Annotated in this window: 16 protein-coding genes and 4 tRNA genes; all 20 read right to left on the bottom strand. The window is 55.4% G+C overall.

From position 1 onward, the window contains the following. Positions 1-92: 92 nt before the first annotated feature. On the bottom strand, positions 93-2,231 hold the full coding sequence (gene fusA, locus Q4S41_RS02705; RefSeq protein WP_305029580.1) for an elongation factor G: 2,139 nt from the start codon (positions 2,229-2,231) through the stop codon (positions 93-95). 107 nt (positions 2,232-2,338) lie between these two features. Then, positions 2,339-2,806 carry a 30S ribosomal protein S7 gene (gene rpsG, locus Q4S41_RS02700; protein WP_035567919.1) on the bottom strand — a complete coding sequence of 156 codons (468 nt, stop codon included), beginning with the start codon at positions 2,804-2,806 and terminating at the stop codon, positions 2,339-2,341. A 90-nt stretch (positions 2,807-2,896) separates the two neighbouring features. Then, entirely contained in the window at positions 2,897-3,328 is a 432-nt protein-coding gene (gene rpsL / locus Q4S41_RS02695; protein ID WP_068191715.1) for a 30S ribosomal protein S12, read from the bottom strand. 102 nt (positions 3,329-3,430) lie between these two features. Beyond that, positions 3,431-3,994, bottom strand: coding sequence for a hypothetical protein (locus Q4S41_RS02690; protein WP_305029579.1), 564 nt, complete (start codon positions 3,992-3,994; stop codon positions 3,431-3,433). Positions 3,995-4,074: 80 nt separating this feature from the next. Next, on the bottom strand, positions 4,075-4,215 hold the full coding sequence (locus Q4S41_RS02685; protein WP_305029578.1) for a hypothetical protein: 141 nt from the start codon (positions 4,213-4,215) through the stop codon (positions 4,075-4,077). A gap of 34 nt (positions 4,216-4,249) precedes the next feature. Next, positions 4,250-4,573 (bottom strand): DUF3467 domain-containing protein, encoded by a 324-nt coding sequence (locus tag Q4S41_RS02680; RefSeq protein WP_046245258.1) that lies wholly within the window; start codon positions 4,571-4,573, stop codon positions 4,250-4,252. 58 nt (positions 4,574-4,631) lie between these two features. Next, positions 4,632-4,964, bottom strand: a complete 333-nt coding sequence (locus tag Q4S41_RS02675; protein ID WP_305029577.1) for a hypothetical protein — start codon at positions 4,962-4,964, stop codon at positions 4,632-4,634. A 95-nt stretch (positions 4,965-5,059) separates the two neighbouring features. After that, on the bottom strand, positions 5,060-9,412 hold the full coding sequence (rpoC, locus tag Q4S41_RS02670; protein ID WP_305029576.1) for a DNA-directed RNA polymerase subunit beta': 4,353 nt from the start codon (positions 9,410-9,412) through the stop codon (positions 5,060-5,062). 390 nt (positions 9,413-9,802) lie between these two features. Next, complete coding sequence (rpoB, locus tag Q4S41_RS02665) at positions 9,803-13,672, bottom strand: DNA-directed RNA polymerase subunit beta (protein ID WP_305029738.1); 3,870 nt, start codon at positions 13,670-13,672, stop codon at positions 9,803-9,805. Positions 13,673-13,939: 267 nt separating this feature from the next. Next, positions 13,940-14,320, bottom strand: a complete 381-nt coding sequence (gene rplL / locus Q4S41_RS02660) for a 50S ribosomal protein L7/L12 (protein ID WP_241937049.1) — start codon at positions 14,318-14,320, stop codon at positions 13,940-13,942. 62 nt (positions 14,321-14,382) lie between these two features. Beyond that, positions 14,383-14,931, bottom strand: a complete 549-nt coding sequence (gene rplJ / locus Q4S41_RS02655) for a 50S ribosomal protein L10 (RefSeq protein WP_305029575.1) — start codon at positions 14,929-14,931, stop codon at positions 14,383-14,385. Between the two features lie 15 nt (positions 14,932-14,946). After that, positions 14,947-15,645, bottom strand: coding sequence for a 50S ribosomal protein L1 (gene rplA / locus Q4S41_RS02650; RefSeq protein WP_201985338.1), 699 nt, complete (start codon positions 15,643-15,645; stop codon positions 14,947-14,949). Between the two features lie 20 nt (positions 15,646-15,665). Beyond that, complete coding sequence (gene rplK, locus Q4S41_RS02645; protein ID WP_198067444.1) at positions 15,666-16,109, bottom strand: 50S ribosomal protein L11; 444 nt, start codon at positions 16,107-16,109, stop codon at positions 15,666-15,668. A gap of 189 nt (positions 16,110-16,298) precedes the next feature. Beyond that, positions 16,299-16,865: a transcription termination/antitermination protein NusG gene (nusG, locus tag Q4S41_RS02640; protein WP_196290995.1), complete on the bottom strand. Its 567-nt coding sequence runs from the start codon at positions 16,863-16,865 to the stop codon at positions 16,299-16,301. Between the two features lie 12 nt (positions 16,866-16,877). Then, positions 16,878-17,072, bottom strand: coding sequence for a preprotein translocase subunit SecE (gene secE / locus Q4S41_RS02635; RefSeq protein ID WP_201985341.1), 195 nt, complete (start codon positions 17,070-17,072; stop codon positions 16,878-16,880). A 62-nt stretch (positions 17,073-17,134) separates the two neighbouring features. Beyond that, positions 17,135-17,205 (bottom strand) — tRNA-Trp (locus Q4S41_RS02630). A 148-nt stretch (positions 17,206-17,353) separates the two neighbouring features. Continuing rightward, on the bottom strand, positions 17,354-18,544 hold the full coding sequence (tuf, locus tag Q4S41_RS02625) for an elongation factor Tu (RefSeq protein WP_046245268.1): 1,191 nt from the start codon (positions 18,542-18,544) through the stop codon (positions 17,354-17,356). A gap of 172 nt (positions 18,545-18,716) precedes the next feature. Continuing rightward, a tRNA-Thr gene (locus tag Q4S41_RS02620) sits at positions 18,717-18,788 on the bottom strand. A 16-nt stretch (positions 18,789-18,804) separates the two neighbouring features. Continuing rightward, positions 18,805-18,877 (bottom strand) — tRNA-Gly (locus Q4S41_RS02615). A gap of 21 nt (positions 18,878-18,898) precedes the next feature. Beyond that, positions 18,899-18,978: transfer RNA gene (locus tag Q4S41_RS02610), tRNA-Tyr, on the bottom strand. Between the last annotated feature and the right edge of the window lie 6 nt (positions 18,979-18,984).

Below are 18,984 nucleotides of genomic sequence, written 5' to 3'. Positions count from 1 at the left end.
TGGTGGAAGCCGATTGCCTCCGTTTTGAAAAGCTTTGATTTAATGATTAGCGGTTAGTAGCCGACAAACAGCAGCTACTAACCGCTAGTCACTTATTTACCTCCTTTGGTTTTGGCAACAATAGCATCGGCCATGTTGCTCGGCACTTGCTCGTAGTGCGAGAACGTGAGCGAAGCCGAAGCACGACCCGACGAAATCGTACGGAGCGCGGTTACGTAGCCGAACAGTTCCGACAGCGGAACATCGGCCTTGATAACCTGGGCACCGGCTTTGGTGTCCATGCCTTTCATCAGACCACGACGACGGTTCAAGTCACCGGTTACGGGACCCGTGTACTCGTCGGGGCAAACCACTTCAACCGCCATGATGGGCTCCAGCAATTTCGGGCCGGCCTTCTTGGCAGCTTCACGGAAACCGTCACGGGCGGCGAGTTCGAACGACAGGGCATCCGAGTCAACGTCGTGGAACGAGCCGTGGTATAGGCGCACCTTCATCGTTTCGATGGGGAAGCCCGCCAATGGACCACGCTTCATGGCTTCTTCGAAACCTTTCTGGATGGGCTGAATGAATTCGCGGGGGATAACACCGCCCACAATGGCGTTGTCGAACTCCAGACCAGCCTTTTCAGGCTCGGTTTCTTTCGGACCCAGTTCAAACACGATGTCGCCGAATTTACCGCGGCCACCGGTCTGCTTCTTGTATGTTTCGCGGTGGTCGACCACCTTGGTAAGAATTTCCTTGTAGGCCACCTGCGGGGCACCCTGGTTGATTTCCACTTTGAATTCACGACGCATGCGGTCGATGATGATTTCAAGGTGAAGCTCGCCCATGCCGCGGAGGATGGTCTGGCCGGTTTCCTCGTCCGTGTTCACGCGCAGCGTGGGGTCTTCCTCGATGAGCTTGGCGATGGCCATGCCCATTTTGTCGACGTCAGCCTGCGTTTTCGGCTCGATGGCGTAGCCAATTACCGGCTCGGGGAAGCTCATCGACTCGAGAACCATCGGGTTCTTCTCATCGGTCAGCGTGTCGCCGGTTTTGATGTCTTTGAAACCAACACCTGCAGCAATGTCACCGGCCTGAATCTTGTCGATGGGGTTCTGCTTGTTGGAGTGCATCTGCATGAGGCGCGAGATACGCTCCTTCTTGCCGGTGCGATTGTTGAGCACGTACGAGCCCGAGTCGAGCACACCGCTGTAGCAGCGGAAGAAGCACAGACGGCCTACGAACGGGTCGGTAGCAATTTTGAACGCCAGAGCGGTGAAAGGCTCCGAGTTGTCGGGGTGACGCTCCATTTCCTCGCCGCTCTCGGGGTTGGTACCGATGATGGCGGGCATGTCGAGGGGCGACGGCAGGTAGGCCATCACAGCATCCAGCATCGTTTGAACGCCCTTGTTTTTGAAGGCCGAACCGCAGAGCACGGGCGAGAATTTCATGTCGATAACCGCCTGGCGGATAACAACCATCATTTCCTCTTTCGTGATGGAATCGGGGTTGTCGAAGAACTTCTCCAGCAACGCGTCATCGTACTCGGCTACGCTCTCGATGAGCTTCTGACGCCACTCGGCTACCGTCTCCACGAGGTCCTCGGGAACGGGAACTTCGTCGTACGATTTGCCTTCGGTTTTGTCGTCCCACACGATGGCTTTGCCAGTCAGCAGGTCAACAACGCCTTTGAAAGTTTCTTCGGCACCAATCGGAATCTGCAGGGGAATGGGGTTTGCGCCCAGCTTCTCCTTGATTTCGTTCACGGCTTTGAAGAAGTCAGCGCCGGCACGGTCCATCTTGTTGACGAAGCAGATGCGGGGCACTTTGTACTTGTCAGCCTGACGCCATACGGTTTCCGACTGCGGCTCCACGCCCGAAACGGCGCAGAACAGGGCCACGGCACCATCGAGCACACGCAGCGAACGTTCTACTTCTACCGTGAAGTCAACGTGGCCGGGGGTGTCAATCAGGTTGATTTTGTACTGCTTGGTGTCAGCAGTCGGGTCACCCTTGATGTCGGTGGGGTAGTTCCAGAACGTGGTGGTGGCAGCCGAGGTAATCGTGATGCCGCGCTCCTGCTCCTGCTCCATCCAGTCCATCGTGGCGGCACCGTCGTGCACTTCCCCGATTTTGTGGGTTTTACCCGTGTAATACAGAATACGCTCCGACGTCGTGGTCTTACCGGCGTCGATGTGCGCCATAATCCCGATGTTGCGGAGGTAGTAAAGTTCTTTGTTAACGGCCATGATGTTGGTTAAGGCTTAAAATTTGGGGTCTCAGGTCTTGGGTCGTTTAACAGAACAGTCCGTCAAATAAATCCAAGTCCCTAAGACCCCAAACCCAAATTTCCAGTTTAGAAACGGAAGTGCGAGAAGGCCTTGTTGGCCTCAGCCATGCGGTGGGTGTCGTCTTTTTTCTTAACGGCAGCACCTTCGCCTTTGGCGGCAGCGATGATTTCGCCAGCCAGCTTGTCCTTCATGGTCTTCTCACCACGACGACGGGCGTACTGAATCATCCATTTGGCACCTACCGAAATGCGGCGGTCGGCGCGCACTTCAATCGGAACCTGGAAGGTGGCACCACCTACGCGGCGGCTTTTCACTTCCACGGTGGGCATCACGTTGTTCAACGCTTTGCGCCACATTTCGAGGCCGCTCTCCTTGGTGCGCTGCTCCACGAGGTCGCAGGCGTCATAGAAGATGGTGTACGCCAGGTTTTTCTTGCCGTCGTACATCATGTAGTTCACGAAACGGGTTACCAGCGTCTCCTTGTACTTAGGGTCCGGCAGCAAGATGCGCTTCTTCGGTTTTGACTTTCTCATGATAGTAGTAAGTATGTAGTAGTAAGTATTGAGTAGCGAGCAGCAGGACTGGCCTGCCACTCAATACTTATTACTCGCTACTAATTCTATTTATTTCTTTTTAGCGGGTGCGCCTTTGCCACCCTTGCCAGCTGCTGCGGCGGGTTGACCCGGCTTCGGGCGCTTGGCACCGTACTTCGAACGGCGCTGCGTGCGGCCGCTTACACCGGCGGTGTCCAGGGCGCCACGGATGATGTGGTAGCGAACACCTGGCAAGTCTTTAACCCGGCCGCCACGAATCAGCACAATGCTGTGTTCCTGGAGGTTGTGGCCTTCACCGGGGATGTATGCGTTTACTTCCTTACCGTTGGTAAGGCGCACACGGGCCACTTTGCGCATAGCCGAGTTCGGCTTCTTAGGCGTGGTGGTGTACACACGGGTGCACACGCCCCGACGCTGCGGGCACGAATCAAGGGCGGGCGACTTCGACTTGGTAGTCAAAGCCTCACGGCCTTTCCGTACGAGTTGGTTAATGGTTGGCATTTAGCGAATGGTTTGTTTGGAGCCGTTTGCCCCTAAAATTTGGCTTGCAAAGGTAAGATTATTTCACCGCAATAGCAAACAGAGTGAGGATGTTAATTTTGACTACGCCATTTTCCCGACCCACACCACCCCTATTTGCACGGCAATCATCTTTTCCCCGCTGGGTGATTCCGTTGGCCAATGCGGCTTCTTCAATGCCCAAGAACCTAATGAAGCGAAATCTTCCGGGTAGAATGGAGTGACGTAAGCAAGAGCAGTCCATTGCAAATCCCTTACTCCTGGCAATACTTGGTATTCCATTGGGAGTGACAGTGCCACTGGCTCTCCAAAAAGCCCTTCGTAGTGCGCTTTTTGTTCTTCAATACCAGCTACAAGCTGTGAATCACCAAAATGGGGTTCAAATAGCCAGATTGCCAGATAGAAGTCAGCATATTGCTGCTTCAATTGCTTGTGCCATTGCTGAAAGTCCACAACCAACTTACCCAACCATAGCTTTCTTATAGCAAGTGGAGGCTTATCCGATACGTGCCAGGGAGCCAATCCTAACTTCTCGTAATCGTAGTGATGTTGCTCAAGCCAATCGGTATCCAGTGCCACATCACTAGCAGCCCGTTTTATATGTACGCGCATGTGTCTACCAAACCCGCGTAATCGTTTTGCTCTCATAGTTGAATTATTCTAAAGCAAATAAACACAACAGGCCCGCCGAAGTCCGGCGGGCCTGTTGTGCATTTAATCAGTAGATTCTATTTCTTCTCAGTGTCAGGTGAGGGCGTAGATACTTTTCGCACCCGCAGTCGCCGCGGGTTCTTCACGAAGCGAATGCTACGCAACAGTTCCAGCATGAACTCCGCCTTCTCAGCGGGCACTTCAAAGACGATTTCCATAGACACTAAAGATAAACGAGCGGCAAGAAATTTCTTACGCCTCCCCTACCGCGCCGCCGAAGTTCATCGGGTAGCTAGGCGCTTCGCTCTGCATCTTGATGGTGCCGAAAGCGGCTTCAAACCGCTCGATGTTCTCGGTCAGGGCTTGCAACAGGCGCTTGGCGTGCTCGGGCGTGACGACGATGCGCGCCTTCACCTTGGCCTTGGGCAGGCCGGGCATCATGCGGATGAAGTCAATCACGAACTCGCTGTTGCTGTGCGCAATCATGGCGAGGTTGGCGTATTCGCCCTCGGCCATGGCTTCGGAAAGCTCGATGTTGATGGCGTTGGGGTCTGGGTTTTGGTCGGTTGGTTGCATAGGGTGAGTGTGTTTAAAGTATAAATAACGTCGTGCTGACCGACCTAGCGAAGTCTCTTCATTTATTTGTTCGCATTCTTTTACGACTCAACCTGTGCTCTGTGAAAATACCTACTAAAGCTGGAACGAGTAAAAAGGCGCAAATGGCTGCTTCCAGACCATCCCAATGAGCACGCAGTATATGTGTGCTCATTATTCCAACCAGAATACTAGGAATCCATGCAACAACACGCCAAAACGTATTCTTACTGAAGATAAAGATGAACAGTATTGCAACGTAAACCAGCAGAAGTAAAATGCCCAATATATACCAAGCCCCTACTGCCACATAAGCCATTAACCCGAGAAGAGTTAGTAAACTAGTTTCGATTTCTGAATTTAGAATTGACATAAATCAGGTGGCTAGTTCAGATTGATATCTCGTCAAAACAGAAAAAGCCGACCGGGATACCCCAGTCGGCTTTTCCATTACAAACCTACGGCGGATTACTCAGCCGACACTTCGCGCTTGCCAGCACGGCTGGGGCGCTTGGCGGGAACTGCCGCTTCGGCCGCCTGGGCGGCTTGGGCAGCTTCCATCTCCTCTTTCGAGCCTACTACCTGACGCGTGTACTCGCGCAAGCCAGTACCGGCCGGGATGAGGTGACCAACGATTACGTTCTCCTTCAGGCCCAGCAGCTGGTCGGCCTTGCCACGGATGGCGGCTTCGCTCAGCACCTTGGTCGTTTCCTGGAAGGAAGCGGCCGAGATGAACGAGGCCGTACCCAACGAAGCTTGCGTGATGCCCTGCAGCGTGGGACGCGATACCGAAGGCTGGGCGTCGCGCACTTGCACGAGGGCCAGGTCGCGGCGTTTCAGGCTGCTGTTCTCGTCGCGGAGGCGGCGAGCCGTCACAATCTGACCGGGCTTCAGGTTGGTCGAGTCACCGGCTTCGGTCACCACTTTCATGTCGATAATCATGTCGTTCTCGGCCATGAAGATGATTTTATCAATCACCTGGTTTTCGAGGAACGACGTGTCACCGGCATCCAGAATCACGACTTTCTGCATCATCTGGCGGACGACCACTTCGATGTGCTTATCGTTGATTTTTACACCCTGCAAGCGGTACACTTCCTGAATCTCGTTCACGAGGTACTCCTGCACAGCGCCGGGGCCCTGAATGCTCAGGATGTCCGAAGGCGTGATGGCACCATCCGACAGCGGCATACCGGCGCGGATGAAGTCGTTGTCCTGCACCAGAATGTGCTTCGACAGCGGCACCATGTACTTTTTCTTCACCCCATCTTTCGACTCGACGTAGATTTCACGGTTACCGCGTTTCACGGTGCCGTAAGTTACGACGCCATCGATTTCCGATACCACAGCGGGGTTTGACGGGTTCCGGGCTTCGAAAAGCTCCGTTACGCGCGGCAGACCACCAGTGATGTCGCGGGTCTTGCCCACCGAGCGAGGAATCTTGGCGAGGATGTGACCAGCCGTGATTTTCTCGTTGTTCTCGACGTTCAAGTGCGAGCCCACCGGGATGCTGTAGGCCTTCTGGCCTTCGGCATCGCCCTTTTTGCCGGGGCGGATGATGATGGACGGGTTCTGGTCTTTGGCCTTCGACTCGATGATTACCTTCTCGCGGTGACCGGTCTGTTCGTCCGATTCCTCACGGTAGGTAACGCCTTCGGTGATGGCGTCGAACTGCACGGTACCATCAAACTCGGCCAGAATAACGGCGTTGTAGGGGTCCCAGGTGTTCAGTTCCGTGCCTTTTTCCACTTCCTGGCCTTCCTCTACCAGCATGAAGGAGCCGTAAGGAACGTGGTTGGAAGTGAAGACGCGGCCCGTGCCTTTCTCCACGATGCGGATTTCACCCGAGCGGCCCATTACCACGGCGCCCTTCACGCCTTCCGGCGTCACGGTGGCTACAGTGCGAACGTCCTCGAACTCGACCATACCGGCGAATTTGGCTTTGATGCTCGATTCAACGGCGATGTTGGAAGCCGTACCACCTACGTGGAAGGTACGCAGGGTCAGCTGCGTGCCGGGCTCACCAATCGACTGAGCGGCGATAACGCCGACCGCCTCGCCACGTTGCACCATGCGGCCCGAAGCCAGGTTGCGGCCGTAGCACTTGGCGCAGATGCCGCGCTTACTTTCGCAAGTCAGCACCGAGCGGATTTCCACCGATTCGATAGCCGTGGCATCGATGCGGCGAGTGGTGTCTTCCTTGATTTCCGAGCCGGAAGTCAGGATAACCTCGCCGGTCAGCGGGTCCACGATGTCGTGCACCGTCACGCGGCCCAGGATACGCTCGGCCAGGGGCTCCACGATGTCCTCGTTGTCCTTCAGGGCGAAGGTCTCGATGCCACGCAGCGTACCGCAGTCCTGCTCGTTCACAATCACGTCCTGCGACACGTCTACCAGACGACGGGTCAGGTAGCCGGCGTCAGCCGTCTTCAGAGCCGTGTCAGCCAGACCTTTACGGGCACCGTGCGTCGAGATAAAGTATTCGATTACGTCGAGGCCTTCTTTGAAGTTCGACAGAATCGGGTTTTCGATAATCTCGCCAATCGAGCCTTGCAACGACTTCTGGGGCTTGGCCATCAGGCCACGCATCCCGCCCAGCTGACGAATCTGCTCGCGCGAGCCGCGGGCTCCCGAGTGCATCATCATGTAGATGGAGTTGAAGCCCTGGTTTTCCTTCTCCAGACGGCCCATCAACGTTTCCGTAATCTGGTTGTTGATGCGCGTCCAGATGTCAATAACCTGGTTGTAACGCTCGTTGTCCGTAATCAGACCCATCTGGTAGTTCTGGGTTACAGCTTTCACGTCGTTCTGGGCTTGCAGCACCAGTTCGTCCTTCTCCTTAGGGATGTTAATGTCGCCCAGACCCATGCTCAGACCGCCTTTGTAGGCCGACTGGAAACCGAGGGTCTTGATGTCATCGAGGAACTGCGCGGTGCGGGCCATGCCCGTACGCTTAAACACCAGCGAAATGATTTGCTGGAGCTTCTTCTTGGTCAGCAGCTCGTCCACGAAACCTACTTCCTCGGGTACGAGCTGGTTGAACAGCACGCGGCCGGCCACGGTGTCAACCACCTTGGTCACGAGGTCGTCGTTTTCGTCGCGAATCTGGGTACGTACCTTAATGAAAGCGTGCTTCGAGAGCTGGCCTTCGTTGATGGCAATAACAACCTCTTCGTCCGAGTAGAACACGCGGCCTTCGCCGAGAATCTTCTCGTTGTCGGTGCTGCGCTTGCCTTTGGTTACGTAGTACAGACCCAGAACCATGTCCTGCGACGGTACCGCGATGGGCGCGCCGTTGGCAGGGTTCAGGATGTTGTGCGACGCCAGCATGAGCATCGAAGCTTCCAGGATGGCAGCTGGGCCGAGGGGCACGTGCACAGCCATCTGGTCACCGTCAAAGTCAGCGTTGAAGGCCGTACAAACCAGGGGGTGTAGTTGGATAGCCTTGCCCTCGATGAGGCGCGGCTGGAATGCCTGGATGCCCAAGCGGTGCAACGTAGGAGCCCGGTTGAGGAGCACCGGGTGGCCTTTCAGCACATTCTCCAGGATGTCCCATACCACTGCGTCCTTGCGGTCCACAATTTTCTTCGCCGACTTCACCGTCTTCACAATGCCGCGCTCGATGAGCTTGCGGATGATGAACGGCTTGAACAGCTCGGCCGCCATGTTCTTGGGCAGGCCGCACTCGTGCAGCTTCAGCTCTGGACCAACGACGATTACCGAACGACCCGAGTAATCGACACGCTTACCGAGCAGGTTCTGACGGAAGCGGCCCTGCTTGCCTTTCAGCATATCGGACAGCGACTTCAGGGCACGGTTGCCTTCGGCGCGCACGGCGTTCACCTTACGCGAGTTGTCGAACAACGAGTCAACAGCTTCCTGCAGCATGCGCTTCTCGTTCCGCAGAATCACCTCGGGCGCTTTGATTTCAATCAGGCGCTTGAGGCGGTTGTTGCGGATGATAACGCGGCGGTACAGGTCGTTCAAGTCGGAAGTGGCGAAACGGCCACCATCCAACGGCACGAGGGGGCGCAATTCCGGCGGAATCACCGGCACCATGCGGATTACCATCCACTCGGGCTTGTTCTCGATGCGAGTAGCCGCGTCGCGGAAAGCTTCCACCACGCGCAGACGCTTCAGGGCTTCCGCCTTACGCTGCTGCGAGGTCTCGTGGGCAGCGGAGTCCCGCAGCGAGTAGCTCAACTCGTCCAGGTTGATGCGCTCCAGCAACATGTGCAGGGCATCGGCACCCATGCGGGCGATGAACTTGTTGGGGTCCTCGTTGGGCAGCATCTGGTTCTCCCGGGGGAGCTTGTCGATGATGTCCAGGTATTCGTCCTCGGTGAGGAAGTCGAGCACTTGCACGCCTTCTTCCGCCAGCGAACCGGGCTGAACAACGACGTACCGCTCGTAATAGATGATTTGGTCGAGCTTCTTGGTGGGCAGGCCCAGCAGGTAGCCGATTTTGTTAGGGAGCGATTTGAAGTACCAGATGTGGGCAACGGGCACTACCAGTTCGATGTGGCCCATGCGCTCACGACGCACCTTCTTCTCGGTCACCTCCACGCCGCAACGGTCGCAGATGATGCCCTTATAGCGAATGCGCTTGTACTTACCGCAGTGGCATTCCCAGTCCTTTACCGGACCGAAAATCCGCTCGCAGAACAGGCCACCCATTTCGGGCTTGTACGTGCGGTAGTTAATGGTTTCAGGCTTCACCACTTCGCCTGTGCTGCGCTCCAGAATTGCTTCGGGCGAGGCCAGCGAGATGGTGACTTTGGAGAAGTCCTGAACTACTTTCTTGTTTTTTGCGAAAGCCATTTGATTGGGGTTAAGCTAGTAGCTGTTGGCTTTGAGCTGCCTGATTCTTCGCCGTTCGCCAGAAGGGCGCAAGAGAATCAAAACAGGTTGACGCTTCAAAAAGTGCCTTTGCTTAACAGATAGGTATGTCGGGCAAAGGCACTCTGAAAAGGTCGAAAAATTAAAACTGATGACAGGACAGAATGATGAAAAGGCCTTCGATTAAGATTCACTGGGGGTTTTGATGCTGCACTGACCATATCTCGGAACAGCCCCCGCTCCTCTTTCACCGAAGCGTTTTCTCACCTTTCGTTACCAGAGTCGCTCAATCAGCGCCTCCTGTTGCCTGCCGGCAGGCAAACCGCGAGTTGCGGCCGAAGCTTGCGCCCCGGCCGCAACTGCAGCAATTCACTATTCCATCGTGATTTCGAGTGCCAGACCACGGAGTTCGTGGAGCAACACGTTGAACGACTCGGGGATGTTCGGCTTGGGCAGAACGTCGCCTTTTACAATGGCTTCGTACGCCTTGGCGCGGCCCACCACGTCATCCGATTTCACGGTCAGGATTTCCTGCAGCACGTTGGAAGCACCAAAGGCCTCCAGTGCCCACACCTCCATCTCGCCGAAGCGCTGGCCACCGAACTGTGCCTTACCACCCAGCGGCTGCTGCGTGATGAGCGAGTACGGCCCGATGGAACGAGCGTGCATCTTGTCGTCAACCAAGTGACCGAGCTTAAGCATGTAAATCACGCCCACCGTCACCGGCTGGTCGAAACGGTCGCCCGTCAGACCATCGTGCAGGTACGCACGGCCCCAGTCGGGCAAGCCAGCCTCGGTCAATTCACGAGCCACTTCATCCTCGGTAGCGCCGTCGAAAATCGGGGTAGCGTAAGTGCGACTCATTTTCAGACCAGCCCAGCCAAGTACCGTCTCGTAAATCTGACCGATGTTCATCCGGCTTGGTACACCTAGCGGATTCAGCACGATGTCCATCGGCGTGCCATCGGGCAGGAAGGGCATGTCCTCATCGCGCACGATGCGGGCTACCACGCCTTTGTTACCGTGGCGGCCGGCCATTTTATCACCCACCTTCAGCTTGCGCTTCTTGGCGATGTACACTTTGGCCAGCTGCACGATGCCGGCGGGCAGTTCGTCGCCCACTTCCAAGGTGAAGCGCTGACGTTTGAATTTCGCGGTGATGGTGTTGCGGCGCTTGGCGTAGTTACGCACCAGCTCCAGCACCAAGCCATTCACGCGGGCATCAGCCGTCCAGCCTTCCAGAATCAGGTCCTTAAACAGGTTCACTTCTTCCGGAACGGCGTAGTTGCTTTCGTCCTTGTACGGGTTCTTCTCGGGGAACATGCCCTCGTTGATGTTCTTGCGGTTGAACTTCACGCCCTTGGCAATCATCTCCTCGCCGAAGCGGTGCTTGATGCCCTGCGACGTTTTGCCTTCCAGCAATTGCACCAGCTTGTCAATCATGATGGCTTTCACGCCACGCAGTTCCTGTGCGTAGGTCGACTTCAAGTCTTCCACTTCCTTCTTCGACTTGGCCCGGAGGTTTTTGTCTTTCTTAGGACGCGAGAAGAGTTTCGTGCCGATAACCACACCCTGCAAGGAGGGCGGCGCCTTAAGCGAGGCATCCTTCACATCTCCGGCCTTGTCGCCGAAGATGGCGCGGAGCAGCTTCTCTTCCGGCGTGGGGTCCGTCTCGCCTTTCGGCGTGATTTTACCAATCAGAATATCGCCTTCCTTCACCTCCGCGCCGAGGCGGATGATGCCGTTGTCGTCGAGGTTGCGCACAGCTTCTTCGCTCACGTTCGGAATTTCCGAAGTCAACTCTTCTTCGCCACGCTTGGTCTCGCGCACTTCCAGCTCAAACTCCTCAATGTGAATCGAGGTAAAGATGTCGTCGCGCACCACGCGCTCAGAGATGACGATGGCATCCTCGAAGTTGTAGCCCTGCCACGGCATGAAGGCCACTTGCATGTTACGGCCCAGGGCGAGTTCGCCCTGGTTGGTACCGTAGCCTTCGCAAAGCGCCTGGCCTTTGGTCACCCGCTCACCGCGCTTCACGAGCGGCGTCAGGTTGAGGCAGGTGTCCTGGTTGGTGCGACGGAACTTGATGAGGTCGTAGGTAATGCGCTCCGCATCGAAGCTCACCATGATGTCGTCCTCCGTAAGGTCGTACTTCACGACAATCTTGTTGGCGTCCACGAAGTCAATCACGCCTTCGCCTTCGGCCATAATCAACGTGCGCGAGTCGCTGGCAATGCGGCCTTCCAGACCCGTGCCCACAATCGGAGCTTCGGGGCGGAGCAGCGGCACAGCCTGGCGCTGCATGTTCGAGCCCATGAGCGCACGGTTGGCGTCATCGTGCTCCAGGAACGGAATCAGCGAAGCAGCGACCGATACAATCTGGTTCGGGGCCACGTCCATATAGGAGTACTCCGACGGATTCACCACCGGGAAGTCACCTTCGAAACGGCCTTTCACCAGCTCTTGGGTCAGGTTGCCGCCCTCATCCAGCAGGGAGTTAGCCTGCGCGATGTGGTGGGTGTCCTCTTCCTCAGCAGTCAGGAATTTCACGTTGGCGCTCATGTCCACCTTGCCGCCTTTCACGTCGCGGTAAGGGGTTTCGATGAAGCCCATGGCATTCACGCGAGCGTGCACGCACAGCGACGAAATCAGACCAATGTTCGGTCCTTCCGGCGTTTCGATGGTGCAAAGACGGCCGTAGTGCGTGTAGTGAACGTCACGTACCTCGAAACCAGCACGCTCACGCGACAGACCTCCCGGCCCGAGCGCCGATACGCGACGCTTGTGCGTCACCTCGGCCAGCGGGTTGGTTTGGTCCATGAACTGCGACAACTGGTTCGTACCGAAGAACGAGTTGATAACGCTCGAAAGAGTACGAGCATTAATCAGGTCCACCGGCTTGAAGTCCTCGTTGTCACGCACGTTCATGCGCTCCTTGATGGTACGCGCCATCCGGGCCAAGCCCACGCCGAACTGGGCGTAAAGCTGCTCGCCCACGGTCCGCACGCGACGGTTGCTCAAGTGGTCAATGTCATCGACAATGGCCTTTGAGTTGCTCAAGCCAATCAGGTACTTCACGATGAGTACAATGTCCTCATTCGTCAGCACCCGCGACTCCTGGTCCATGCCAATCTGGAGCTTCTTGTTAATCCGGTAACGGCCCACTTCCCCGAGGTCGTAGCGCTTATCCGAGAAGAACAGCTTCTGGATGATGTCACGAGCGGTTTCTTCGTCAGGCGCCTCCGTGTTCCGGAGCTGGCGGTAAATCTGCTCAACAGCTTCCTTCTCCGAGTTGGAGTTGTCCTTCTGCAGCGTGTTGTAAATAATTGCGAAATCCGCAATGTTCACATTCTCACGGTGCAGAATCACCGACTTCGCGCCGGCCTCCAGAATCACGTCAATGTCAGCTTCCTCAATAGTAGCATCGCGCTCCAGCAACACCTCGTTGCGGTCAATCGATACCACTTCGCCGGTGTCTTCGTCCACGAAGTCTTCCGTCCAGGTGCGGAGCACCCGGGCAGCTAGCTTGCGACCAACGGCTTTCTTGAGGTTTTTCTTATCGGACTTCACTTCCTCCGACAAACCGAACAGGTCGAGAATGTCTTTGTCCGTGCCGTAGCCGATGGCGCGAAGCAGCGTCGTCACCGGGAATTTCTTCTTCCGGTCGATGTATGCATACATCACGTTGTTCACGTCCGTGGCAAACTCAATCCACGAACCTTTGAACGGAATAATCCGGGCCGAATAGAGCTTGGTACCGTTCGTGTGCTTGCTCTGGGCGAAGAACACGCCCGGCGAACGGTGCAGCTGCGATACGATAACGCGCTCGGCGCCGTTGATAACGAACGAGCCCTTCACGGTCATGTACGGGATGTTCCCGAGGAACACCTCCTGCTCAATCGTCTCGAAGTCCTCGTTGTCCTTATCATTGCAAATCAAACGCAGCTTGGCTTTCAGCGGAACCGAATAAGTCAAACCACGGTCGATGCACTCGTCAACCGAATATTTCGGCGGGTCGACGTGGTAATCGATAAAGTTGAGCACGAAGTTTTCGCGCGAGTCCGAAATCGGGAAGTTCTCGGCGAACACTTTGAACAATCCTTCGTTAGAACGACGCTCGGCAGCGGTTTCCAACTGAAAGAATTCCTGGAACGAGCGCACTTGCACGTCCAGGAAGTCCGGGTACTCGATAACCTTCTTAATCTTGGCGAAATTGATTCGCTCGGCGGCCGTTTTCTTCAGGGCGGCCGTCTTTGCTTTCGGTGTAGCCAATGCGATGGGGATTAAAAGATGGACACAGAAGCGTAATAAAGGAGGCCGGGGTGGCGGCCCGTCAGCGGTGCGGTACACTCCCTAACCACCTCTGCAACAAGATGGTTAGCTGACATAGCAAAAGCGCGAACCGGGTAGCTCGCGCGGTTGACACGCTACAAACAGGAAAAGACCTGGCTAAGTTGCCAGGTCTAATCCTTATTCGAAGCGGGTCCGGAGATGCTTCAGGAGCAGAAACTACTTAACTTCTACTTCAGCACCGGCTTCCTCGAGCTGCTTTTTCAGCGACTCAGCCTCGTCTTTGGTTACGCCTTCTTTCAGGGGCTTGGGAGCACCGTCAACCAGTTCTTTGGCTTCTTTCAGGCCCAGACCGGTCAGGTCTTTCACCAGTTTCACCACAGCCAGTTTCTGGCCACCGGCAGCCTTCAGGATAACGTCGAACGACGTCTTCTCCTCAGGAGCTTCCTCAGCAGCAGCGCCACCGCCGCCAGCCATCATTACGGGAGCAGCAGCAGCAGGCTCGATGCCGTACTCGTCCTTCAGGATGCCTGCCAATTCGTTTACTTCTTTCACCGTCAGGTTTACAAGCTGCTCAGCGAATGCTTTCAAATCTGCCATTTCTGTAGATTGTTAAAAAAATGTGTTGTTGAAAATTTAAAGAGGGGCGAAAAAGCTGCGGATTAAGCGGCCTCTTTTTCGCTGAGGGTTTTGAGGATGCCGGCCAGCTTGTTGCCGCCGCTCGACAGAGCAGAGATAACATTTTTGGCAGGCGACTGGAGCAGACCGATGAGTTCACCGAGCAGTTCCTGTTTGCCTTTGATGGTGGTCAGGCCTTCGAGCTGGTTCGAGCCGATATAGATGCTGGCATCTACATATGCGCCTTTCAGCACGGGCTTGGGCTCAACACCGCGGGCATAGTTTTGCGATTTGTAGAAGTCGCGCAGCATTTTGGCAGGAGCCGAGCCGCTCTCCGTAGAGAACAACACGCCCGATTGGCCTTTCAGCGCGGCATCCATTTCCGACGTATCGTGGCCGAGCGTATCCAGCGCCTTGCGAATGAAGGTGTTTTTGTACACCTTATATTCCAGGCCGCGGTTGAACGCCAGACGACGGAAGTCGTTGATTTTCGCTACCGACATCACCGAAGCATCGACGATGTAGAACGAGTTGTGCGATTGCATTTTTCCGCTCAACTCATCCACGAGGGCTTGTTTTTCTTCCCGAGTCATGTTTGGTTTGTTTAATTAGCTAGCGGAATTTACTTGGCTGTCAACCGGAACGGCGGGCGACATCGTGCTCGAGAGCGTGATGCTCTTGATGTAGGTACCTTTCGACGAAGAAGGCTTCAGGCGACCCAACGTCTGGATTACCTCCAGGGCGTTTTCGGCCAGCATTTTCGGGTCGAACGATACTTTACCAACCGAGCAGTGAATGATACCGGTCTTGTCAACTTTGAAGTCGATTTTACCAGCTTTCACTTCCTGCACAGCCTTGGCTACGTCGGTCGTTACGGTACCCGACTTCGGGTTCGGCATCAGACCACGGGGACCGAGCACACGGCCCAGACGACCTACCTTAGCCATTACGGCGGGCATGGTGATGATTACGTCGATGTCGGTCCAGCCTTTCTCGATTTTCGAGATATAGTCGTCCAGACCCACGAAGTCGGCGCCGGCGGCCAGCGCTTCAGCCTCCTTGTCGGGAGTCACGAGCGCCAGAACGCGAACGGTTTTGCCGGTGCCGTGGGGCAGGGTGGCCACGCCACGAACCATCTGGTCCGCTTTGCGGGGGTCCACGCCGAGGCGAACGTCAATATCTACCGAAGCATCGAATTTGGTGTAGGTAATGTCCTTCACCACGATTGCTGCTTCCACGAGGCTGCGCACTTGCGTCAGGTCGTGTTTGGCAAGGGCTTCCTTGCGCTTTTTGCTTACTTGTGCCATCTGTTCTTTTCTCCGTTTAATTATTCAGCAAAAGGAGAATCGCCCTTGATGGTAATGCCCATGCTGCGAGCCGTGCCGGCCACCTGCTTCATGGCAGCTTCCACTTGGAAAGCGTTCAAGTCAGGCATTTTGGTTTCGGCAATGGTACGCACCTGGTCCCACGTCACGGAGCCCACTTTGTTACGGTTCGGCTCTTTCGAACCGCTCTGCAACTTGGCAGCTTCCATGAGCAGCACCGGAGCCGGTGCCGTCTTCACCACGAAGTCGAACGACTTGTCGGTGTACATGGTGATGAGTACAGGACAAACTTGGCCGGCTTTATCTTGGGTGCGAGCATTGAACTGCTTGCAAAACTCCATGATGTTCAAGCCTTTGCTACCAAGTGCAGGTCCTACCGGCGGCGAAGGGTTCGCGGCGCCTCCCTTTATCTGCAGACGCAGATAACCTCTGATTTCTTTGGCCATTTGATTGGTTTGGCTGTGGCTCCTGCGTCGTAACTCGCGCTTGCCTCAGTTTAGTAAACTCCTGTTTGGAAGCCCCGCCGACCCGGAGCAATTAGCCGGCGTGGTGTTTTTTATATTGGTAGTCGGTACTTGGTATTCAGTATTCGGACAATTTTATCTGACTACTGAATACCTGATACTCAATACCAGTTATACTTCTTTTTCTACTTGGGTGTAGCTGAGTTCTACCGGCTGCGAGCGGCCGAAGATTTTCACGACTACGTTCAGCTTCTTACGCTCCTCGAACACTTCATCCACGTTGCCGGAGAAGCCGTTGAAGGGGCCGTCTACCACTTTCACGAGTTCACCCACTACGTAAGGCTTGTCGAGGGTAGCGTCGGCCTGCTGCTCGGCTTCATCCACGATGCCGAGGATGCGATTGACTTCCGAAATGTGCAGCGGAACGGGTTTGTTGTTCGTTGCGTCCTTCTTGTCTTTGTCGCCGAGGAAACCAATCACGCCGGGCGTGCTGGTGATGATGTGGTCAACTTCACCGTGGCCGAGGTCGGCGTGGATGATGATGTAACCGGGGTAGAGGTTCCGCTCGCGGACGCGCTTCTTGCCGTTGCGCATCTCAAACACCTTCTCCACCGGAATTAGTACCTGCGGAACAAGCTCGGTCAGGTTGTGCCGACCGAGCTCCGTTTCGAGGTAATTTTTGGCTTTCTTTTCCTGGCCGCTCACGGAGCGCACCACGTACCATTTCAATTCGCCCATCTTGATTGCTGACTAGCGAAACGAGTTGTAAAACGCTTTAAGTACCGACTCAAAGCTGACATCCATGACGCCCACGACGATGGCAAACACGAGCGAACCAATTAGCACCAAGCCGGCGCTTTTTTGCAGTTCCGTCGTCGAGGGCCACGTCACGTTGTAGCGCATCTCTTCGATGGTGGTGCGGAAATAATTGCTCAGTTTGTCCATTGTGATGGGAAAAACAGCGTTGCCGCTGAAATAACATGGAGCGGACCAACTGGCCCAGATTGCACGAGTGGAGAGATTCGAACTCCCATCAAAGGTTTTGGAGACCTCTATTCTACCCTTGAACTACACTCGTTTATTGACATTCCCGAAAAGCGCATTTCGCTAAAGGGAGTGCAAAGGTAAGAGAAACAGAAGAGAAAACAAACACTTGCTTCTGTTTCAGCGTAAAAAAGCCGCTCCCGAAGGTTCGAGAGCGGCTTTTTTTGCTGTTAAGCCGGAGCTTAGTCGAGAACTTCGGTTACCTGACCGGCACCTACCGTACGGCCACCCTCACGGATAGCGAAGCGGAGGCCTTTCTCCATGGCCACCTTGTTGATGAGCTCAACCGTGATGGTGATGTTGTCGCCGGGCATTACCATTTCAACGCCCTCGGGGAGGGAGATGATGCCAGTAACGTCGGTGGTACGCAGGTAGAACTGCGGACGGTAGTTGTTGAAGAACGGCGTGTGACGGCCACCTTCCTCTTTCGAGAGAACGTACACCTCAGCCTTGAACTTCTGGTGAGGAGTTACCGAGCCGGGCTTGCAGATAACCATGCCGCGACGGATGGCTTCTTTTTCAATACCGCGGAGCAGCAGACCTACGTTGTCACCAGCTTCGCCACGGTCGAGGATTTTGCGGAACATTTCCACACCCGTAACCGTCGACTTCAGGCCGGCAGCAGCGCCCATGCCCAGGATGTCAACTTGCTCACCCGAGTTAATGATGCCGCGCTCGATACGACCGGTAGCAACAGTACCACGGCCGGTAATCGAGAACACGTCCTCAACAGGCATCAGGAAGGGCAGGTCGGTCAGACGAGCGGGAATCGGAATGAACGAGTCAACGGCGTCCATCAGCTCGTTGATTTTGGGAACCCAGTTGGCATCGCCGTTCAGGCCGCCGAGGGCCGAACCCTGGATAACCGGAATGTTGTCGCCGTCGAAGTCGTAGAACGAGAGGAGTTCGCGGATTTCCATTTCCACCAGCTCGAGGAGCTCGGGGTCATCCACCATGTCTACTTTGTTCATGAACACCACCAGCTGAGGAACACCTACCTGACGGGCGAGCAGGATGTGCTCACGGGTCTGGGGCATCGGGCCGTCGGTAGCCGCTACCACGAGGATAGCGCCGTCCATCTGGGCAGCACCCGTTACCATGTTCTTCACGTAGTCAGCGTGACCGGGGCAGTCAACGTGAGCGTAGTGACGGTTTTTGGTGGAGTACTCTACGTGAGCGGTGTTGATGGTGATACCACGCTCTTTTTCTTCGGGAGCATTGTCAATCGAAGAGAAGTCACGCTTTTCGGCCAAGCCCTGGTTAGCCAGCACCATGGTGATAGCAGCGGTCAGGGTGGTCTTGCCGTGGTCGACGTGGCCGATGGTACCGATGTTTACGTGCGGCTTGGACCGGTCGAAATTTTCTTTAGCCATTGTAAAGAGTAAAAAAAGAGGTGGTGAAGTGAATTTGAGAGGTAAAATCGGACCCTACACGAAGAAAGCGAGACTCAGCCCCTACTGTAATAGAAAACTGTGCGTCGCTTGCCTGAGAGAACCGAGCCAACGGCCAGAATAATTCCGGCCGTTGGACTTGTGTAATAATCTGAGCCATTTATGGGATTTGAACCCATGACCTCTTCCTTACCAAGGAAGTGCTCTACCACTGAGCTAAAACGGCTTATTCTGAAAACGTGAGCGGGAGACGAGGTTCGAACCCGCGACCTGCAGCTTGGAAGGCTGCCGCTCTACCAACTGAGCTACTCCCGCAGATGGCATCTTGTAAAAAAGTGGGGGTAACAGGACTCGAACCTATGAACCCGAAGGAGGTGAGTTACAGTCACCCGCAATTGCCGCTATGCGATACCCCCAGTTTT

This window comes from Hymenobacter convexus, assembly GCF_030580955.1.
Lineage (GTDB): Bacteria > Bacteroidota > Bacteroidia > Cytophagales > Hymenobacteraceae > Hymenobacter.
The sequence above is the reverse complement of the archived record's forward strand: the minus strand, read 5'-3'. Positions and strand labels throughout refer to the sequence as shown.

Coding starts and splice junctions, on each gene's coding strand:
- fusA (WP_305029580.1), bottom strand. CDS start 2,231: ATGGCCGTTAACAAAGAACTTTACTACCTCCGCAACATCGGGATTATG.
- rpsG (WP_035567919.1), bottom strand. CDS start 2,806: ATGAGAAAGTCAAAACCGAAGAAGCGCATCTTGCTGCCGGACCCTAAG.
- rpsL (WP_068191715.1), bottom strand. CDS start 3,328: ATGCCAACCATTAACCAACTCGTACGGAAAGGCCGTGAGGCTTTGACT.
- Q4S41_RS02690 (WP_305029579.1), bottom strand. CDS start 3,994: ATGAGAGCAAAACGATTACGCGGGTTTGGTAGACACATGCGCGTACAT.
- Q4S41_RS02685 (WP_305029578.1), bottom strand. CDS start 4,215: ATGGAAATCGTCTTTGAAGTGCCCGCTGAGAAGGCGGAGTTCATGCTG.
- Q4S41_RS02680 (WP_046245258.1), bottom strand. CDS start 4,573: ATGCAACCAACCGACCAAAACCCAGACCCCAACGCCATCAACATCGAG.
- Q4S41_RS02675 (WP_305029577.1), bottom strand. CDS start 4,964: ATGTCAATTCTAAATTCAGAAATCGAAACTAGTTTACTAACTCTTCTC.
- rpoC (WP_305029576.1), bottom strand. CDS start 9,412: ATGGCTTTCGCAAAAAACAAGAAAGTAGTTCAGGACTTCTCCAAAGTC.
- rplL (WP_241937049.1), bottom strand. CDS start 14,320: ATGGCAGATTTGAAAGCATTCGCTGAGCAGCTTGTAAACCTGACGGTG.
- rplJ (WP_305029575.1), bottom strand. CDS start 14,931: ATGACTCGGGAAGAAAAACAAGCCCTCGTGGATGAGTTGAGCGGAAAA.
- rplA (WP_201985338.1), bottom strand. CDS start 15,645: ATGGCACAAGTAAGCAAAAAGCGCAAGGAAGCCCTTGCCAAACACGAC.
- rplK (WP_198067444.1), bottom strand. CDS start 16,109: ATGGCCAAAGAAATCAGAGGTTATCTGCGTCTGCAGATAAAGGGAGGC.
- nusG (WP_196290995.1), bottom strand. CDS start 16,865: ATGGGCGAATTGAAATGGTACGTGGTGCGCTCCGTGAGCGGCCAGGAA.
- secE (WP_201985341.1), bottom strand. CDS start 17,072: ATGGACAAACTGAGCAATTATTTCCGCACCACCATCGAAGAGATGCGC.
- tuf (WP_046245268.1), bottom strand. CDS start 18,544: ATGGCTAAAGAAAATTTCGACCGGTCCAAGCCGCACGTAAACATCGGT.